17 protein-coding genes, 1 tRNA gene and 1 pseudogene are annotated in these 18455 nt (G+C 65.4%); 10 read left to right on the top strand and 9 right to left on the bottom strand.

Annotated features, from left to right (window positions below):
- Positions 1–31: 31 nt before the first annotated feature.
- Positions 32–1273: an Mks condensin complex protein MksB gene (gene mksB / locus NAV27_RS18340; RefSeq protein WP_180981436.1), complete on the bottom strand. Its 1242-nt coding sequence runs from the start codon at positions 1271–1273 to the stop codon at positions 32–34.
- Between the two features lie 275 nt (positions 1274–1548).
- On the opposite strand from mksB, the gene NAV27_RS18335 reads away from it, so the two are divergent.
- The 5 genes from NAV27_RS18335 (at position 1549) to rimI (ending at position 6964) form a co-directional block, all read left to right on the top strand.
- Positions 1549–2646: a carboxynorspermidine decarboxylase gene (locus tag NAV27_RS18335; RefSeq protein WP_102828681.1), complete on the top strand. Its 1098-nt coding sequence runs from the start codon at positions 1549–1551 to the stop codon at positions 2644–2646.
- 29 nt (positions 2647–2675) lie between these two features.
- Positions 2676–3917 carry a saccharopine dehydrogenase family protein gene (locus tag NAV27_RS18330; RefSeq protein ID WP_102828682.1) on the top strand — a complete coding sequence of 414 codons (1242 nt, stop codon included), beginning with the start codon at positions 2676–2678 and terminating at the stop codon, positions 3915–3917.
- 267 nt (positions 3918–4184) lie between these two features.
- Entirely contained in the window at positions 4185–5729 is a 1545-nt protein-coding gene (locus NAV27_RS18325) for a 2-isopropylmalate synthase (protein ID WP_008567209.1), read from the top strand.
- On the top strand, positions 5726–6505 hold the full coding sequence (locus tag NAV27_RS18320) for an energy transducer TonB (RefSeq protein ID WP_102828683.1): 780 nt from the start codon (positions 5726–5728) through the stop codon (positions 6503–6505). Before NAV27_RS18325 ends, NAV27_RS18320 begins: the two co-directional genes overlap by 4 nt.
- Before the next feature lie 6 nt (positions 6506–6511).
- Complete coding sequence (gene rimI, locus NAV27_RS18315; protein ID WP_008567211.1) at positions 6512–6964, top strand: ribosomal protein S18-alanine N-acetyltransferase; 453 nt, start codon at positions 6512–6514, stop codon at positions 6962–6964.
- A 9-nt stretch (positions 6965–6973) separates the two neighbouring features.
- Here the strand turns inward: rimI and NAV27_RS18310 are convergent, their stop codons facing one another.
- Positions 6974–7516, bottom strand: a complete 543-nt coding sequence (locus NAV27_RS18310; RefSeq protein WP_043297465.1) for a hypothetical protein — start codon at positions 7514–7516, stop codon at positions 6974–6976.
- A 126-nt stretch (positions 7517–7642) separates the two neighbouring features.
- Here NAV27_RS18310 and otsB point away from each other — a divergent pair, with 126 nt between their 5' ends.
- The 5 genes from otsB (at position 7643) to NAV27_RS18285 (ending at position 11651) form a co-directional block, all read left to right on the top strand.
- A complete protein-coding gene (gene otsB / locus NAV27_RS18305; protein WP_102828684.1) occupies positions 7643–8389 on the top strand; it encodes a trehalose-phosphatase in 747 nt (248 codons plus the stop codon).
- A 40-nt stretch (positions 8390–8429) separates the two neighbouring features.
- Positions 8430–9809 (top strand): alpha,alpha-trehalose-phosphate synthase (UDP-forming), encoded by a 1380-nt coding sequence (otsA, locus tag NAV27_RS18300; RefSeq protein WP_102828685.1) that lies wholly within the window; start codon positions 8430–8432, stop codon positions 9807–9809.
- Positions 9810–9909: 100 nt separating this feature from the next.
- Positions 9910–10554, top strand: coding sequence for a carbonate dehydratase (can, locus tag NAV27_RS18295; protein ID WP_008567215.1), 645 nt, complete (start codon positions 9910–9912; stop codon positions 10552–10554).
- 32 nt (positions 10555–10586) lie between these two features.
- Entirely contained in the window at positions 10587–11462 is an 876-nt protein-coding gene (locus NAV27_RS18290; protein ID WP_305128857.1) for a DMT family transporter, read from the top strand.
- A gap of 112 nt (positions 11463–11574) precedes the next feature.
- Positions 11575–11651 (top strand) — tRNA-Met (locus NAV27_RS18285).
- Positions 11652–11747: 96 nt separating this feature from the next.
- Here NAV27_RS18285 and NAV27_RS18280 read toward each other — a convergent pair.
- The 7 genes and pseudogenes from NAV27_RS18280 to NAV27_RS18250 form a co-directional block, all read right to left on the bottom strand.
- Entirely contained in the window at positions 11748–12167 is a 420-nt protein-coding gene (locus NAV27_RS18280; protein WP_102828686.1) for a type II toxin-antitoxin system VapC family toxin, read from the bottom strand.
- Complete coding sequence (locus NAV27_RS18275; RefSeq protein ID WP_008567218.1) at positions 12164–12409, bottom strand: FitA-like ribbon-helix-helix domain-containing protein; 246 nt, start codon at positions 12407–12409, stop codon at positions 12164–12166. The genes NAV27_RS18280 and NAV27_RS18275 overlap by 4 nt, the downstream gene beginning before the upstream one ends.
- Before the next feature lie 52 nt (positions 12410–12461).
- Positions 12462–12599, bottom strand: a pseudogene (locus NAV27_RS18270) (phage integrase); the annotation flags it as partial.
- A gap of 88 nt (positions 12600–12687) precedes the next feature.
- The gene (locus NAV27_RS18265; protein ID WP_102828687.1) at positions 12688–13950 is read right to left on the bottom strand and encodes an OprD family porin; all 1263 of its coding nucleotides are present in this window, start codon (positions 13948–13950) and stop codon (positions 12688–12690) included.
- A 273-nt stretch (positions 13951–14223) separates the two neighbouring features.
- Positions 14224–15918 carry a tannase/feruloyl esterase family alpha/beta hydrolase gene (locus tag NAV27_RS18260; protein ID WP_102828688.1) on the bottom strand — a complete coding sequence of 565 codons (1695 nt, stop codon included), beginning with the start codon at positions 15916–15918 and terminating at the stop codon, positions 14224–14226.
- 269 nt (positions 15919–16187) lie between these two features.
- Positions 16188–16586, bottom strand: coding sequence for a DoxX family protein (locus NAV27_RS18255; RefSeq protein WP_102828689.1), 399 nt, complete (start codon positions 16584–16586; stop codon positions 16188–16190).
- Between the two features lie 85 nt (positions 16587–16671).
- Entirely contained in the window at positions 16672–18171 is a 1500-nt protein-coding gene (locus NAV27_RS18250; RefSeq protein WP_008567562.1) for a sigma-54 interaction domain-containing protein, read from the bottom strand.
- Positions 18172–18455: the final 284 nt, after the last annotated feature.

Here is an 18455-nt window from a genome sequence, read left to right as displayed (position 1 = left end):
CAAGCTGCGCGTTGTCCACCCTACGTAGGCGTCAGCCATTGGCATTGGCCACCAGCGCAAAGGAGCTGAGGCTGACGCGGTGTTCGCGGGTCAGGTACTCGCGACGTTCCAGGCGATCGCGCTGGAAGCGGCTGTCGCGGGACAGGCGCGAAAACCAGTAGAGCAGCTCGTCGGTGGCGCCCTCGGGTTCCTGTTCCAGCAGCCAGGCCATCAGGTCCGGCAGCGGCAGTGCCTGCTGGCAACGCTCGATCATCTCCCGCGCGGTGCGCGGTGCGCGCGGCTGCTCGCCCTTGCGCTTGCCGCTGGCCCGCGGGAACTGCGCCGGCTTCGGCTCGAAGCGGGCCAGGGCGTAGACGTAGGCTTCGACCTGGCTGGCAGTGCCGAGAAAGGTGCTCTGAGGACGGGTGAACAGCGGCAGCGAGGCCTGTGGTACGGCGTCCAGGCCCTTCTTGCGGATCGCCGACAGCGCCAGCGCCGCGCCTCGGGTCACGGCGTTGTGCCGACGCGCCTCCTCGCGCAGCGGCAGCAAGAGCTCGCGGGCCTTGCGCAGGGTCAGCTGGGCGGTGGTCTGCATTTCCAGGATTCGTGCATGGGTGCGCAGCAGGAGATCGTCATCGACCAGCTGGCCGAGGCGCTGCTGCTCGCCGAGCAGCTTCATCAGCACCTGCTCGACGCGATGAACGCCCTGCTCGAAGGCGCCGTCGGCGGAGACCAGCTGGATCATCGGCTCGACGTACTCGTCCCAGGTCGCCAGCACCTCGGCATAGCGCTGGCGCAGCGGGATCTGGCGGTCGCTGGTCTTGGCCCGGTCGGCCACGGCGACCAGCGCCTGCTCGTCGTTGTCGAGCTTCTTCAGCACGTCGCGCACACGCATGTCGAGCAGGCGCAGCTGGCGCGCCAGGTCGTTGCCGTCGCGAATCTCGAAGGCATCGAGAATATGCCCGGCCAGACGTTCCAGATGGCGCAGGTAGGCTTCGATCTCCAGGCACAGGCCGAGGCGGTGCTCGCGGCGCAGGTAGGCGAGGAAGTCGTGGATCTGCGCGTTCAGCTCGAAGCGGTTGGGGCTCTTGGCCACCGGCACCAGGATGTCCAGGCGGATCCACTGGTCGAGCAGGGCAGTGATATCGGTGGGCGTGCCTGCCGGCAGCTGCGCGCCGAGCTGGTGACGCAGTTCGACCAGGCTCAGGGTGCCGGCGTCGAAACGCTCGCACAGCGGCTCGAGCAGGGTCCAGTGTTCGGCGAGGGCACGCAGTACGCGCTTGGGTTCGATCATCGAGGCGCTGGTTCCGGCCAGTGAAAAAAGGCGCTGATTGTACTGCATCGGCGCCTGCTGATTGGCCTACTGCTGACCGGCTGCTACCGGTACCGGGCGAGTCACCTGATCGTCATCCGCGGCGCGGTAGCCTGCCCGGCAAGGTCAGCCGACGCGTGGATGGTGACGAAATGTCTCAATGCTCTTTCGATATGCACCAGTTGTCGGCAGAATTCGCCCTTTTGCCAAACGGGGAGCCGGCCGCTTCCTGCGGGCGACCTCATGGGCAGCGATAAATGATCAAGACGCCGTATTACCTCATCGACAAACAGAAGCTCTTGGGCAACTTGGAGAAGATCGCCTACGTGCGCGAGCAGTCCGGTGCCAAGGCGCTGCTGGCACTCAAGTGCTTCGCCACCTGGTCGGTGTTCGACCTCATGCAGCAGTACATGGACGGCACCACCTCGTCATCGCTGTACGAGCTCAAGCTCGGCCGGCAGAAATTCGCCGGCGAAACCCATGCCTACAGCGTGGCCTGGGCCGACGACGAGATCGAAGAGATGGTCGCCAACTGCGACAAGATCATCTTCAACTCCATCGGCCAGCTGGAGCGCTTCGCTGAACGCACCGAGGGCACCATCCGCGGCCTGCGCGTCAACCCGCAGGTGAGCAGTTCGGACTACCTGCTGGCCGACCCGGCGCGGCCGTTCAGCCGCCTGGGTGAGTGGGATCCGGCCAAAATCGAAAAGGTCATGGGGCAGATCTCCGGCTTCATGTTCCACAACAACTGCGAGAACTCGAGCTTCGAGCTGTTCGACCAGATGCTGAGCACCATCGAGGAGCGCTTCGGCCATCTGCTGCAACAGGTCGAGTGGGTCAGCCTCGGCGGCGGTATCCATTTCACCGGCGAAGGCTATCCGCTCGATGCCTTCTGCGCGCGGCTGAAGGCGTTCTCGGAAAAATTCGGCGTGCAGGTCTACCTGGAGCCCGGCGAAGCGGCGATCACCATGAGCGCCTCGCTGGAAGTCACGGTGCTCGACACCCTGTACAACGGCAAGAATCTCGCGGTGGTCGACAGCTCGATCGAGGCGCACATGCTCGACCTGCTGATCTACCGCCTCAACGCCAAGATGGCGCCCAATGACGGCGAGCACAGCTACATGGTGTGCGGCAAGAGCTGCCTGGCCGGCGACATCTTTGGCGAGTACCAATTCGATCGCCCGCTGGCCATCGGCGATCGGCTGTCGTTCATCGACGCGGCAGGCTACACCATGGTCAAGAAAAACTGGTTCAACGGCCTGAAAATGCCGTCCATCGTGGTAAAGCAGCTCGACGGCAGCGTCGAGGTGGTTCGTGAGTTCGACTTTAACGACTACCTGTCCAGCCTCTCCTGAGGCCGGCAGATTAAGGAGTGATCCCGGAATTGAAGAAAAACGTTCTTATCATTGGTGCAGGAGGTGTTGCCAAGGTGGTGGCCCACAAGTGCGCGCAGCACAACGACGAACTCGGTCGTATTGCTATCGCGTCGCGCAGCATCTCCAAATGCCAGGCCATCATCGACAGCGTGCAGGCCAAGGGCGGGCTCAAACAGCCCGGCGAGATCAAGGCCTATGCGCTGGACGCCATGGACGTGGAAGCGACCAAGGCACTGATTCGTGAAACCGAATCGCAGATCGTCATCAATGTCGGCTCTGCCTTCCTCAACATGTCCGTGCTGCGCGCCTGCATCGACACCGGCGCTGCGTATCTCGATACCGCGATCCATGAAGAGCCGGGCAAGATCTGCGAAACGCCGCCGTGGTATGGCAACTACGAGTGGAAGCACCTGGCCGAATGCCAGGAAAAGGGCATCACCGCCATCCTCGGTGCCGGCTTCGACCCGGGTGTGGTCAACGCCTACGCCGCCCTGGCGCAGCAGGAATACTTCGACAAGATCGAGTCGATCGACATCCTCGACGTCAACGCCGGTTCCCACGGCAAGTATTTCGCCACCAATTTCGACCCGGAAATCAATTTCCGCGAATTCACCGGGCAGGTTTACAGCTGGCAGGACAGCCAGTGGACGACCAACCGCATGTTCGAGGTCAAGCGCACCGACGACCTGCCGGTCGTGGGCGAACAGAACCTCTACCTGACCGGTCATGACGAGGTGCACTCGCTCTCCAAGCATCTCGACGTGCCGAACATCCGTTTTTGGATGAGCTTCGGCGAGCATTACATCAACGTCTTCACCGTACTGAAGAACCTCGGCCTGCTCTCCGAGCAGCCGGTGCGCACCGCCGAAGGCCTGGAAGTGGTTCCGCTCAAGGTGGTCAAGGCCGTGCTGCCCGATCCTGCCTCGCTGGCGCCGGGCTATACCGGTAAGACCTGCATCGGCGACCTGGTTAAGGGCACCAAGGATGGCCAGCCGCGCGAGCTGTTCATCTACAACGTCGCCGACCATGAAGAGGCCTTCGCCGAAACCGACAGCCAGGGCATTTCCTACACCGCCGGCGTGCCGCCGGTCGCTGCAGCGCTGCTGATCGCCCGCGGCGAGTGGGATGCCAAGCGCATGGTCAACGTCGAAGAACTGCCGGCACAGCCGTTCCTCAAGCTGCTCGATGTCATGGGCCTGCCGACTCGGATCAAAGACGAGCGCGGCGATCGTCCCTGGGATCAGGCTTGATCGGCTGCGCGTCGGCCCTGCTGCGTTAAAAATCAGCCCAAAGCCCGCCTAAAGGCGGGCTTTGTGTTTTCTGGCGTAGGGTGGAAAACCGCGAAGCGTTTTCCACCAACGTTCCCCCGCGGTGGAAAAGCCTTCGGCGTTTTCCACCCTACGCGACAACAACCCACGCCAAACGCAGCTGCGCCTTCCCGCCCCGTCCATTTCACGCGACAATCCGTCCACTCAGGCGCCCCATGAGAGGCGCCCGGCAGCCGTGAGGAACCCCCTATGAGCAGCAACGATCGCGTCATCATCTTCGACACCACCCTGCGCGACGGCGAGCAGAGCCCCGGCGCGTCCATGACCGGTGAGGAAAAGCTGCGCATCGCCCGCGCGCTGGAGCGGCTGAAGGTGGACGTGATCGAGGCCGGCTTCGCCATCGCCAGCCCCGGCGATTTCGCTGCGGTGAAGCTGGTCGCCGATAACATCAAGGACAGCACCGTGTGCAGCCTGGCGCGCGCCGTCGATGCCGACATCGAGCGTGCCGCCGAAGCGCTGGCCGGCGCCAACTCCGGGCGCATCCACACCTTCATCGCCACCAGCCCGATCCACATGCAGTACAAACTGCGCATGCAGCCGGATCAGGTGGTCGAGCAGGCGGTCAAGGCGGTGAAGAAGGCGCGCAGCCTGTGCGCTGACGTGGAATTCTCCTGCGAGGATGCCGGGCGCTCGGAGATCGATTTCCTCTGCCGCATCATCGAGGCCGCCATCGACGCCGGCGCGCGCACTATCAACATCCCGGACACCGTCGGCTACGCGATTCCACACCAGTACGCCGACACCATCCGCCAGTTGCTCGAACGCATCCCCAATGCCGACAAGGCGGTGTTCTCGGTGCATTGCCACAACGACCTGGGCCTGGCCGTGGCCAACTCCCTCGCGGCGGTGGTCGCGGGTGCGCGGCAGGTCGAATGCACCATCAACGGCCTCGGCGAGCGTGCCGGCAACGCCGCGCTGGAAGAGATCGTCATGGCGATCAAGACCCGTCAGGACCTGCTCGGCGTGCATACCCGCATCGAGACCGAGCACATCCTCGCCGCCTCGCGCCTGGTCTCGGGCATCACCGGCTTTCCGGTGCAGCCGAACAAGGCCATCGTCGGCGCCAACGCCTTCGCCCACGAGTCGGGCATCCACCAGGACGGCGTGCTCAAGCACCGCGAGACCTACGAGATCATGTCCGCCCAGTCGGTCGGCTGGAACGCCAACAAGATGGTCATGGGCAAGCACTCCGGGCGCGCCGCGTTCCGTTCGCGTCTGGAAGAGCTGGGCATCGTGCTGGAAGGCGACGAGCTGAACGCCGCCTTCGGCCGCTTCAAGGAGCTGGCCGACAAGAAGCATGAAATCTTCGACGAAGACCTGCAGGCGCTGGTCTCCGACACCCTGGCCGACGAGGCGCCCGAGCACTACAAGCTGGCCAGCCTGGAGGTGACCAGCAAGACCGGCACCGTGCCTGAAGCCAAGCTGCTGGTCAGCGTGGAGGGCGCCGAACACAGCGCCCAGGCCCAAGGCTCCGGCCCGGTCGATGCCACCTTCAAGGCCATCGAGAGCATCGCCCAATCCGGCGCCACGTTGCAGCTGTATTCGGTCAACGCCATCACCCAGGGCACCGATTCCCAGGGCGAGGTGACCGTGCGGCTGGAGAAGGGCGGGCGCATCGTCAACGGCAACGGCGCCGATACCGACATCGTCGTCGCCTCGGCGAAGGCCTACCTCAACGCGCTGAACCTGATGCAGGTCGGCGCCAAGGCGCATCCGCAGGTGGAAGGGGTTTGATCACGGAAACCCGGCGTCGCGCCTACCTCGACGCCATGCAGGTAGCCGTCTGGCTGCCGCGTACCGAACTGCCCTTCGCCGCACCGTCGCGGCTGGAGCTGCTGAAGCCGCCGGTCGAGGCCGCGCCGCTGCAGCCGGACGCGGCAGTGCCGGTGGCCAGCGAGCGGGCTGTCGAACCGACGCCGGCTCGCCCGGAAAAGCCGCAGCTGCGCGTCGTCGTGCCCGAGCCGAAGCAGCCCGAAGCAGTCGCGGCCCCGCAGGCGCCCGAGGAACGGCCGAAGGCGATCGAGCCGCCACCGCGTTTCGCCCTGCAACTGCTGCGCGCCGGCAGCGTGCTGCTGCTGGTGGAGCTGCCGACCGGCGAGTCGTTCCAGAGTCGCGATCCGGGCTACATCCTGCTCAAGGACCTGCTGCGCGCCGCGCGCCTGCCGGACAGCCCGCAGCAGGTCGGCGATGGCGAGCCGATCCGCTGGCCGCTGCTGCACGGCGGTAGCCTCGACCAGGGTGCCGAGGCCGCGCGCGATTATGTGCAGGGCGTGTTGGCTGCAGAACTGGAAACGATGGGCTGCGACTGTATCTGGCTGGTCGGTCTGCCGGCGCTGCGCTTCGCCGGCGAAGTGGGAGCCGAGGCCTGTTGCCGCGAACTGGCCATCGACGGGCTCGGGCGCGCGCTGGCGATTCCCGGTCTGGAAACCTTGATGGAACAGCCGGCGACCAAGGCCGAGCTGTGGCAAGCCATGCGCCGCAGTCTGCCGCGTTGGCACAGGAGTTCGTGAGTAGCCATGAGTGATGCAGTCAGCTTCCGCCCGATGACCGCGGCGGATATCGATGCGGTGCTGAAGATCGAGTACGCCGCATTCAGCCACCCGTGGACGCGTGGCATCTTCACCGACGCCGTGAGTGCCTATGAATGCTGGGTGATGTTCGAGGGCGAGCAACAGGTCGGGCACGGCGTCATCAATGTGATCCTCGACGAGGCGCACCTGCTCAACATCACCGTCAAGCCGCAGAGCCAGGGCCGCGGCCTCGGCCTGCGGTTGCTCGAGCACCTGATGCAGCGCGCCCGCGAGCGCGGCGGACGCGAGTGCTTTCTTGAGGTGCGCGCCAGCAATGCCTCGGCCTATCGGCTCTACGAACGCTACGGCTTCAACGAAGTAGGCCGGCGCCGGGCCTATTACCCGTCGGCGGAAGGGCGCGAGGATGCCCTGGTGATGGCCTGCACTTTGCTCGATTGAGCGGCACGGTCACTCTCCGGGGCGCTTGTCCCGTCCCGAATCCAGCGGCGCGTCGCCTTCCAGCTCCTCGTCTGAAAGCACACTGTCGTCCTCGTCCAGCAGTGCGTCGCCGTCGCTGACGCCGCTGTCCTCGTCACCGTCGGCCGGCCCGTCCCAGGGTTTGCCATCCAGCGGATGGCGCCGCGCCAGTTCGGCCTCGTCAAGGCCCGTGGCGCCGCCGATCTGCTGATCGGTCACCACGGTCAGATCCTCATCGGCCGGCCCGCCGTGACCGCGCTCGCTCGGAGATCGGGCGCCATCGTCGGGCAGCAGGGTTTCCGGCGTGAGATCGTCCAGCGTGGTCTTGCCGTCGATCGTTTCCGCGCCGCTAAGCCCGGCTTCGGCCACGCGCTCCGGCGGAAATTCATCGGCCAGCTCGTCGGCAGGAACTTCATCGCCAATGCGGCCCTTGCGTTCGTCCTTGCGTGCGCTGAAGTCGAGCTGCTCGATCGAGCCCATGCGATCTTCGGTGTCGTCGATTTCAGTCGGCGTGTACGGCTTGCGCTCGCTCATGATCGTCTCCCGTAGGTGAATGGCGGGTCTTGCAAGGTGTGACCGGGCCGCGCGGTGAAGATTCAAGACGTCAAAGCCGTGAAAAACAGGCGAACCAGCACCGCTGATCGGCAGTCCATACCCTCTATGGACGATCAACAACCTTCGGCGGCGCCTGCGCCGCAACGCTGTGCATTCTTCTTCGACGTCGACGGAACACTGGCCGAGATACAGCCGCGCCCGGAACGGGTGTTCGTTCCTCCGACGATCCTGGCTGCGCTGCAGCGGCTGCATGCCGCCGCGATTCCCATCGCGGTGATATCCGGGCGGCCGCTGCAGCAGCTCGACAGGCTGCTCGCACCCTTGCGGTTGCCAGCCGCGGGCGTGCACGGTGCCGAGCGCCGCGCCGCCGATGGTGCGCCGCGCGACCTGGCGCTCGATCACGCCCAGCTGCAACGCATCGGAGCGGAGCTGGCGCAGGCCTGCGCCGACCATCCCGGCCTGCTGCTGGAAAACAAAGGCATCGCCTTCGCCCTGCATTTTCGTCTCGCACCGCAGCTCGAACAGACCGCCGCCGAGCTGGCCCACGATTTCGCCCGCCGCTACGGCGAGCTGCTCAGCCTGCAGCCGGGCAAGTGCGTGTTCGAGCTGAAACCGCGCGGCGCGAGTAAGGGCGAGGTGATCCGCGCGTTCATGGCCGAGCCGCCATTTCACGGGCAGGTGCCGGTGTTCCTTGGTGATGATCTGACCGACGAGGCCGGTTTCGCCGTGGTCAACGCGCTCGGCGGCCATTCGATCAAGGTCGGCGAAGGGCCGACGCAGGCCCGCGAGCGCCTGGCTTCGGTCACCGCGGTGGACGAGTGGCTGCAGCGACTGCTCGCCGCGCTGCCATGAGGGACACATCCAATAACAATCAATCGAGAGCGAGAATCCGATGAGTCGACTAGTCGTAGTCTCCAACCGCGTAGCACCGATCAAGGCCGGCAAGGCTGCCGCCGGCGGGCTGGCTGTGGGGGTCTACGATGCCCTGCGCCAGTCGGGCGGCATCTGGTTCGGCTGGAACGGCGACATCAGCGCCGATCCGCCGATCAACAGCGAGCAGGTGGGCAACATCACCTACGTCACCCTCGGGCTGACCAAGCGTGACTACGATCAGTACTACCGTGGCTTTTCCAACGCGACCCTGTGGCCGATCTTCCATTACCGCATCGACCTGGCGCGCTACGATCGCGACGAGTACGAAGGCTATCGGCGGGTCAACCAGATGCTCGCGCAGAAGCTCAAACCGCTGCTCAAGCCCGATGACATCATCTGGATCCACGACTACCACCTGATCCCCTTCGCCGAGGAATGCCGTCGCCTGGGCATCCGCAATCGCATCGGCTTCTTCCTGCACATTCCTTTTCCGCCGCCGGAAATCCTCACCGTCATCCCGCCGCACAACGAGCTGCTGAAGACGCTGTGCTACTACGACCTGATCGGCTTCCAGACCGAAACCGACCGGCTGGCCTTTCAGGACTACATGACCCGTGAAGTGCGCGGCGTGATCGAAGCCGATGGCAGCCTGACCGCCTACGGGCAGAACTTTCGCAGCGGCGTCTACCCGATCGGCGTCGTGCCGAACGAGATCCAGCAGCTCGGCGAAACCTACAAGGGCCGCCGCCATCCCATGCGGCGGACCAGTGACACCGCGCGCAAGACCATCATCAGCGTCGATCGCCTCGACTATTCCAAGGGGCTGGTGGAACGCTTCAAGGCCTACGAGGCGTTCCTCGACCGCTTCCCGGAGCACCGGCGCAACGTCGAGTTCTTCCAGATCGCACCGACCTCGCGCTCGGACGTGCGCACCTACCAGAGCATCCGCCGCCAGCTGGAAAGCGAGGCCGGGCACATCAACGGGCGGCTGTCGGACCTGGACTGGACGCCGTTGCACTACCTCAACAAGAGCCACGAACGGCGTATTCTGATGGGCCTGTTCCGCTCGGCGAGCATCGGCTTCGTCACGCCGCTGCGCGATGGCATGAATCTGGTGGCCAAGGAATACGTCGCCGCGCAGAATCCCGAGGACCCGGGCGTACTGGTGCTGTCGCGCTTCGCCGGTGCGGCGCGCGAGCTGACCTCCGCGCTGATCGTCAATCCGTACGATTGCATCGGCATGGCCGAGGCGCTGGATCGTGCGTTGCGCATGCCGCTGGCCGAACGCCGCGATCGCTACGAGCACATGATGCGGGCGATCCGCGCGGCCGACCTGAGCGCCTGGCGCGACAATTTCCTGCGCGACCTGCGCGCGTTCGTCTCGCAGCCGCGCGAATAGCTCGCAGGAGGTATGCCGCAAGGGGCTGTGACGCCGCGCAGAACCGGTGTGTCATAGCGGCAGCGGTTCGCATTCGCGCGCCAGACTTCGAGGACAAGAAATGAACGATCTGGATCAGTTGTTCGAAAACAACGCCCGCTGGGCCGAAGCCATCAAGCAGGAAGACCCGACTTTCTTCGAGCAGCTCGCCAAGCAGCAGGCGCCGGAATACCTGTGGATCGGCTGCTCCGATGCGCGCGTGCCGGCCAACGAGATCGTCGGCATGCTGCCCGGCGACCTGTTCGTGCACCGCAACGTGGCCAACGTGGTGCTGCATACCGACCTCAACTGCCTGTCGGTGATCCAGTACGCGGTCGACGTGCTCAAGGTCAAACACATCCTGGTCACCGGCCACTACGGCTGCGGCGGCGTGCGTGCCTCCATGCGTGACGACCAGCTGGGCCTGATCGATGGCTGGCTGCGGACCATCCGCGACCTCTATTATGAGCACCGCGCGCACCTGGCGACCCTGCCCAGCGAAGAAGAGCGGGTCGACCGCCTGTGCGAGCTGAACGTGATCCAGCAAGTGGCCAACGTCAGCCATACCACCATCGTGCAGAACGCCTGGCACCGCGGGCAGCCGCTCTCGGTGCATGGCTGCATCTACGGCATCAAGGATGGCCTGTGGAAGAACCTCAACGTCACCGTCAGCGGCCTCGACCAGTTGCCGACCCAGTACCGCCTGCGCCCGCTCAACCCAGCGTAGCGTCCGGGCGCCACGGCCTGGCTTTCGCCGGGCTGCTGGTGGCCGTGGTCTGCTGGAGCGGCAACGCCCTGGTGGCCCGCGCCTTCCATGACGAGATCCCGCCGCTGGGCCTGTCGTTCTGGCGCTGGGTGCTTGCCGCGACACTGCTGCTGCCCATCGTGGCGCGCTCGATCTGGCGCCATCGCGCCGTTCTGCGCGCCGCCGGCTGGCGCCTGCCGGTACTCGCCGCCTGTGGCATCGCCAGCTACAACTCGCTGCTGTACACAGCGGCGCAAAGCACCGAAGCGATCAACCTCACCCTGGTCAACACCTGCCTGCCGCTGGCGACCTTCATCGGCGCCGGCCTGCTGCTCGGCGAGTGGCCGCTGCGCCGCGCCTGGCTCGGCATGGTTGTGGCCGCCGTCGGCTTGCTCTATCTGATCAGCCGCGGCAGCTGGCAGGTCCTGAGCAGCCTGTCATTTCAGAGTGGCGATCTGATCATGCTAGCCGCCGTTGCGGCCTGGGCGCTGTACACCCTGCTGCTGCGGCGCTGGGCCGCGCGCCTGCCGGTGCCGCCGCTGACGCTGCTCGGCGTGCTGATGGCGCTGGGCGTGCCGCTGATCCTGCCGTTCTACCTGCTTGAACTCATCCGCGTCGGCGGCTTCCCGCCCACCGCCGGCAACCTTGCCGCGATTGGCTACACAGCGGTATTCGCCTCGCTGATCGCCTACCTCGCCTGGAACCACGGCGTAAGCGTGATCGGCGCGTCCAAGGCGGCCATGACCAGCTACCTGATGCCGGTAATCACCGCGCTGCTCGGCTGGTTGCTACTGGACGAAGCCCTGCAGACATTCCACTGGATCGGCGGCGCGCTGATCTTCGGTGGCCTGCTGATGGCGACCCGCCCGTCGTTCCGCCAACACAGCTGAGCGAAAGCCTGGCCAGCCGCGCAACCGCTGGTCTAACCGCTTGAAAAGGATAAAAATTCACTGGCGGCAGGGTTGACAGCAAAAAAGCACCAGAGAATAATGCGCGCCACTCGGCTACATAGCTCAGTTGGTTAGAGCGCAGCATTCATAATGCTGATGTCCCAGGTTCAAGTCCCGGTGTAGCCACCATACAAATCAAGGGGTTAGCGAAAGCTAACCCCTTTTTGTTTTGGGCCGGTGATTACAAAGTGACTAGCCCTGTCTACAGACGAAACGCTGTTACCCCTATTCGCTCCAGGGATTGATCAAACCCACTCCCAACGGCTCGAAATGACGGGTATTGCGAGTCGCGATGATGGCATCGTGTCGCCGTCCAATTGCGGCGATCTGCGCATCTGCCATATCTACTATTCGCCCCTTCGCTTCGGTCGCGGCGGCAATCTCTGCGTAGTGGACGGCTGCGTCTGCATCGAACGGCAGGATATTGCCGGCGAAATCTTCCTCAAACATGGCCGAGGCTATGTCGAGCAGCCCTTGTTTGCGCTTGCCATCCGGCATTCTGGCAATGCCGTAAAGAATCTCCGCGACAGTGATCGCACTGATCGCTAACTCGCTCGCTGGCTGGGCGTCGACCCACTCAATTACTTGCTGCGCCGGCTTGGCTCGCATGAGTTCGGACAACACATTGGTATCAAGTAAGATCATTCATCGAAGCTCGCTGCCCGGGCCTTGTCTTTTCGCTCAGGCAATGCGAGATCCGCACCGCCGACCGTAGCAAAACGGGAGTGAATGCGAGTACCCAGCCCGCCACGCTTTTCCTGACGCGACAGGGCTTGCCGAATGATGATTCGGGCTTCTTCTTCCATCGAGCGGCCATGACTAGCCGCTACAACGCGCAATTTCGCCTTCAGGTCGTCGTCAAGGTTTCGGATCGTAATGCTGGCCATAGAACCTCCGAGTGAATCCAATGCAATCATTGATAGCATACTTGCAAGGACATTAAGCGGATACCACCGCATGGCCGCTTTGGATAAGTGGAGACAGGCGAAGCGCAGATTCCAGATGGTCCGGCGACAGGTGCGCATAGCGCATGGTCATCGTGATCGACGAATGCCCCAGGATTCGTTGCAGGCCGAGGAAGGGGTTAGCGAAAGCTAACCCCTTTTTGACTAGGGCAGGTGACTACGCATCGTCATGCCCCGGCGTGGCTGCTACGGGCAAGTCATTACCAGAGCGGTACGCTGTAGCTGATGATCAGGCGGTTCTCGTCGAGGTCGTTCTGGAAGTTGCTGCGGGTGGTGGCGTTGCGCAGTTTCAGGCCGAGATTTTTCAGCGGGCCGCTCTGGAACACGTAGGCGATGTCGGTGTTGCGCTCCCAGGTCTTGCCTTCGCTGGCTCCCGCGCCGCGGTCGACGTTGTCGCCGGAGATGTAGCGGGTCATGAGGGTCAGGCCGGGGATGCCGAGGGCGGCGAAGTCGTAGTCGTAGCGGACCTGCCAGGAGCGTTCGTCCTCGTTGCCGAAGTCGTTGATCTGCACCAGGTTGAGCAGTGAATTGTCGCTGCCGGCGATGTAGGCGAAGCCGGTGTCGCCGGAGACTTGCTGGTAGCCGGCGCCGAAGGCGTGGCCGCCGATGCGGTAGGTGAACATCGCGCCGAAGGTGTCGGCGTCGACGTTGCTGCCGCCGTCATCGGTCTGGTGCACGTAGCGCAGGTCGGTTTTGAAACTCTGTTTGTCGCCGAGCGGCAGTACGTGGAGCAGGCCGAAGTTGTGTTCCTTGTAGATGCCGTCCAGCCCGCCGTAGTAGTAGCTGCTGCTCAGTTCCGGGGTCCAGGCGTAGCGGCCGCCGGCGAAGAGGAACTCGTCGCTGGTGGTCTGCCGACCGAAGCGGATGTTACGCAGGCCGCCGTTGAAGGCGGTCATTTCCTCGTTGTCCGATGAGTTGCGCTGGTTGACCCGGTCGAGCCTGCCCACATCGAGCGTCAGGCCGTCGAATTCCTTGCTCTGCAGCCAGGCGCCGCGGAAGGTCTGTGGCAGCAGGCGGCTGTCGTTGCGCATCAGCACTGGAATCAGCGGTTGCATGGTGCCGACATGCAGGGTGGTTTGCGACAGCCGCGCCTTGGCCGTGAGGCCGGCTGAGCCGTAGTCGTCCTGGGCGCGGTTGGGTGCTTCGCGGTCGCTCTGCAGGATACCGGTGCCGACGCGGTCGGGGCTGGAGTCGAGCTTCACGCCGAGGAGGCCGATGGCGTCGAGGCCGAAGCCGATCGGGCCTTCGGTGTAGCCGGACTCCATTTTCAGCATGAAGCCCTGTGCCCATTCCTCGGCCTTGGACTGCCCGTCGCCGGAGCGGAAATCTCGGTTCATGTAGAAGTTGCGCAGGTCCACACTGGCTTTGCTGTCTTCGATGAAGGCGGCGTTTGCGGGGCCGGTGGCGATCAGAACGGCGCTGCCGCACAGCAGTGGGCAGACGACGGTGTGCTTGAGTCGCATGGGATTTCCTCTTGTTGTTGTTCTGCGCCGCGTTCGCGCGGCTGCCAGTCCTCAGCGAAAGCCGTGCCAGCCGGCCCGGTGGCGCAATCTCTATGCGCTGAGGCCCGTGCTAGAGCTGGTGCGTGGCTCGGGCATGAGGTAATACGGCTGGTGTGCAGAGCGTCCAGTTCGGCGGACATGTTCAGCGTCGGATCGATGCGGGCCGCGGGTGTCCAGCATCGCGGACGGCGGTGGCGGCAGCGCGCACGACGCTGGCCGCCACCTGATCCCGGCTCAGCGGGCGTTCACGCAGACGAAGCTGGAGGCGGCATCGACGGCACCCTTGCCGACGTACTTCGGCCAGCCCGGGTACTCGCACAGTGGGCGGGTGCGGCCTGGCACGCCGACGCTGTCAGCGACGATCTGGCGGCGCGGGGCGATGCCGCGTTCGACCCAGTTCTCCAGCGCGGTGAGCGAGTCCCAGGCGGCGTTGAACACCGTGCTGGCGGCATGGCCGTAGCCGGGGATTTCGTAATAGCGCATGAACTGGCGCGTCCTGCCCGGCCCCATGTCGCGGCGAAGGCGTTGGTAGTACTCGGCGCTGGCGCGGGTGCTTACCAGCTGGTCGGAGGTGCCATGGGCCATGAGCAGCTTGCCGCCGTTGTTAGCGAAGGCGGAGAGATCGGTCTCATTGACGTCCTGACGCAGCGACAGCTCGCTGATGCGCGCCTGCCAGGGGCCGGGGTTCTGTGGATCGAGGGTCAGCGAGTTGAAGGTGGGATTGCGCGTCACGAAGTGGCGCACCCATTCATCCCAGAAGCCGGCGTGGTAGGGCGCGCCATCGGCGAAGCCGGTGCCGTGCACGGGCATCGGGTAGGTCGGTTGCAGGGTGTTGAGGCCCAGCCGGTTGACTACCAGCTGCACGCCGTCGCCCGGCCGGCCGAGATCGGTGCCCCAGGTGTTGAAGCCCGGGTAATGGGTCTCGCCGCTGGCCAGCGGGAAGTCGAAGCGGATCGGCGTGTTGAATACCCGCAATGCGTGGATCTGCGCGTCCGACAGGCAGCGCGGCGAGCTGCTGGTGCCGTCCGGGCAGCGCAGGGGGCGGCCGTCGAGTTTGGCGCGGGCCGGGTCGAAACGCGCGTTGCAGGCGGCTTGATGGCTGATCACGCCGTCGCGTACGCCATCCAGTCCGTCACAGGCCTGCATCGCCGCTTCCAGCAGCGCGGCGCGCTGCTCCAGGCTGGGGAAGGCGCCGGGTGCGGCGAGTGCACGGGTGATGCGGCCGAACTGCAGATCCAGTGCCAGGGCGTTGTAGGCGGGGTAGAGGGCGATCACGCCGTGAAAGTCGGTCGGCCACTGCTGTGCCACGGCCAGTGCCTCGCGCCCGCCGGTAGAGCCGCCGGCGAAGTAGCTGCGCTCGGGGGCCGTGCCGTAGCGCTGGCGGATCAGGTAGACGGCGGCATCGCGAGTCTTCTTCAGCGCGTCGTGGGCGTAGTTGGCCAGGGCCTCGTCGTTCCAGGCAAAGCCGCCGGGGCTGAGCGGATCGAAGGCGTGCCCGGAGTCGCTGCCGAACACCGCATAGCCGCGGCCGAGCGGCGTGGGCTGGTCCAGCGGGCCGGCGGGGACATTGCCGACGACGTTCGGCAGGGTGCCGTTGTAGCCGCCACCGCCGAGCATCAGCGCCTTGTGATTCCACTGCTCGGGCAGCGCCAGGCGCATGCGGATGGGCGGTGCCGCCCGGTCGATGGGGCGAATTTCCGCGCTGATGTCGCAATAGGCGCCGAAGGTCTGCGGTGCACTGCCGCCGGCCGCCACGGCGTTGGCCGCAACGACCTGCGCACCCCGCGTGGGCAGGCCGATGGCTTCGGCCGGTATTTCGCTGCCGAGCAGCGTGGCGCAGTCGGCGGCATGCGTCGGGCTGGCAAACCACAGGGCGAGCGCCAGCGGGGTGAGGCGCCGGATCGAGACGATGACGGGATGAACGATCATGCGAGGCTTCCTTCTTGTTGTTGTCGGACGAAGCGCGCCGCAGCGGCGTCGGGCCGCTCAAGTTGGCGCTACGCCGCTCAAGCCAGCGTCATGCCAGCGCCGCGCATGGCGCGCGGCAACGCGACGACCGGTCGCTGATGGAGCGCCAGCCGCTCTAAGTCGGGGGCGAAGGAAGAATCGGAGAAGGGCCTGCCATCAGGAAGTGGCAGGTCGGTGCAGTGGACGATGTACGGCGCGCTGGAAGGTGTCTGCGCCGCCGGACAGTCGCGCTAGTTGAAGCGTCCGCTGGTTCCGCCGACGCTGAAACGCCCGGCGCCGAGCAGCAGGACGGCCACCGCGCCGAACAGGAACATCGCCTGCAGTTCGAGCGCCCAGCCGCCGGTGGGGGCCAGCGTGAACAGCTCTGCCCGGTGCGCCAGCAGCAGGGCGAAGAGCATGTTGCCGGCAATCAGCAGGGCGCCTGCGCGCGTGTACAGACCGACGATCACCAGCAGCGGGCCGATCACCTCGCCCAGATAGACGCCATAGGCGATCGCGGCGGGCAGGCCGAAGCCGGTGACCATGCCGACGATGCCATCCACGCCGTTGATCAGTTTCGACATGCCGTGCAGCAGCATCAGCACGCCCAACGCGAGGCGCAGTACCAGCTTGCCGGTGTCTTCAATCATCGTGGTCGCTCCCGAGCGGTGACGGGTATCGCCACCCTGAACAGAACGATAGTTCAGGCAAGACACGCGTGCGTGACGCCGCCGCTCAGCGCTGGCTGAGGCCGTGCTGAGCGAGCTTGCTGTAGAAGCTGGCGCGGGAGATGCCCAGCTCCATGGCGGCGCGCCGGCGATTGCCCTGGCAGGCGCGCAAGGCGCTTTGCAGTGCACGGCGTTCGGCGTGGGCGAGCGTCTGCGCGAGCGGTTGCAGCGGCACGTCCTCGTCTACGCTGGCCGGCTCGCTCGGGACCGCTGGCCGACTGCTCACGGCGGGAACAGCGCTGCCGGCCGGGCTCGCCTGTTCGCCGAGTAGCGGCAGCAGGTGCTCGACCTCCAGTTGCGGACCGTCGGTACACAGCTGCGCGCGTTCCAGCAGGTTGCCCAGCTCACGCACGTTGCCGCGCCACGGTTGCGCGCAGAGCAGCGCCAGCGCCTGCGGGCTGAGCTCCATCGGCGGCTGCCCGGAGCGGTTGGCGATGTCGTCGAGCAGATGTTCGATCACCGCAGGAATGTCACCGCTGCGCTCGCGCAACGGCGGCACCCGCAGCGCCAGCACATTGAGGCGGTAATACAGATCGTCGCGGAACTGCCCGGCGGCGACCTTGGCTTCCAAATCGATATGCGTGGCGGCGATCACCCGCACATTGAGCGCCTTGACCTGGTTGGAACCCAGCGGTTCGACTTCCTGTTCCTGCAGCACGCGCAGCAGCTTGGCCTGCAGCGACAGCGGCAGATCGCCGATCTCGTCGAGGAACAGCGTGCCGCCGTTGGCCACCTCGAACTTGCCGATGCGCGCCTTGCGGTCGGCACCGGTGAAGGCGCCGGGCGCGGTGCCGAACAGCTCGGCCTCGACCAGCGTCTCCGGGATCGCCGCGACGTTGACCGCGACGAACGGCCCGCGCGCGCGCGGCGAGAGGTTGTGGATGCCCTGGGCCAGCAGTTCCTTGCCGGTGCCGGTCTCGCCGCGCAGCAGCACGGTGGCGTCGAGCTGCGCGGCGCGCCGGGCCTGGCGCTTGATCTCGCTGGCGGCCGGGCTGTTGCCGATGAAGCCGGCGATGGTGTAACGCGCCCGGCGGGCCTTGGCCAGTTCGTTCTGGGTGGCGAGCAGCTGCGTCTGCAGGCTGGTGTATTTGGCCATCAGCGGCTTGAGATGCCGGGCGCGGTCGAACAGCACGAAGCCCAGCGCGCCGACCAGAGTGCCGTCCTCGTCGCGCAGCGGGATGCGGGTGACGACGAAATGCTCGCCGCCGAAGGCCATCAGGTCGAGCATGCTCGGCTGGCCGCTTTCCATCACTTCGCGCAGACGGCTGGCCGGCAGCACCTGCTCGACCTCCAGGCCGAGCACGCTGGCGGGGTCGCGGATGCCGATCTTCTCGGCGTACTTGTCGTTGATCCAGACGATACGCGCCTGCCGGTTGACTGCGATGGTGCCTTCGCACTGGGCGTTCAGGTGGTCGAACAGCAGCGGCATGGCCAGCATGCGGAAGCGTTCCGGGGATACGCCGACGATGAGGCCATGTTGGTCGAGTACGTCGCGGGCAATGCTCATGGCGGATCGGTTCTCTCTGCAGCCATTATTGGAATGCCCGTCTGATGCGGGCGGCAGTCAGCGAAACTCGGCGCGGGCGTGCGGACATCACCCGGGTGCGCCACGGCAGACATGTGTCGTGGGAAAGATCGTTTGCAGATAGCGTGCCTATGCCGCTTCGCTTGGCTGCGAGCGTTAGGACCGTGCCTTTCCGGCCGAGTTGCCCAAGGGTGTCTGCAAAGCCGTACACTGGCAAGATGGACTGTCCAGTTTTCTGGAATGATTTCTTGGATTCTGGACTGGTC

The organism is Stutzerimonas degradans (assembly GCF_024448505.1).
Lineage (GTDB): Bacteria > Pseudomonadota > Gammaproteobacteria > Pseudomonadales > Pseudomonadaceae > Stutzerimonas > Stutzerimonas degradans.
The sequence above is the reverse complement of the archived record's forward strand: the minus strand, read 5'-3'. Positions and strand labels throughout refer to the sequence as shown.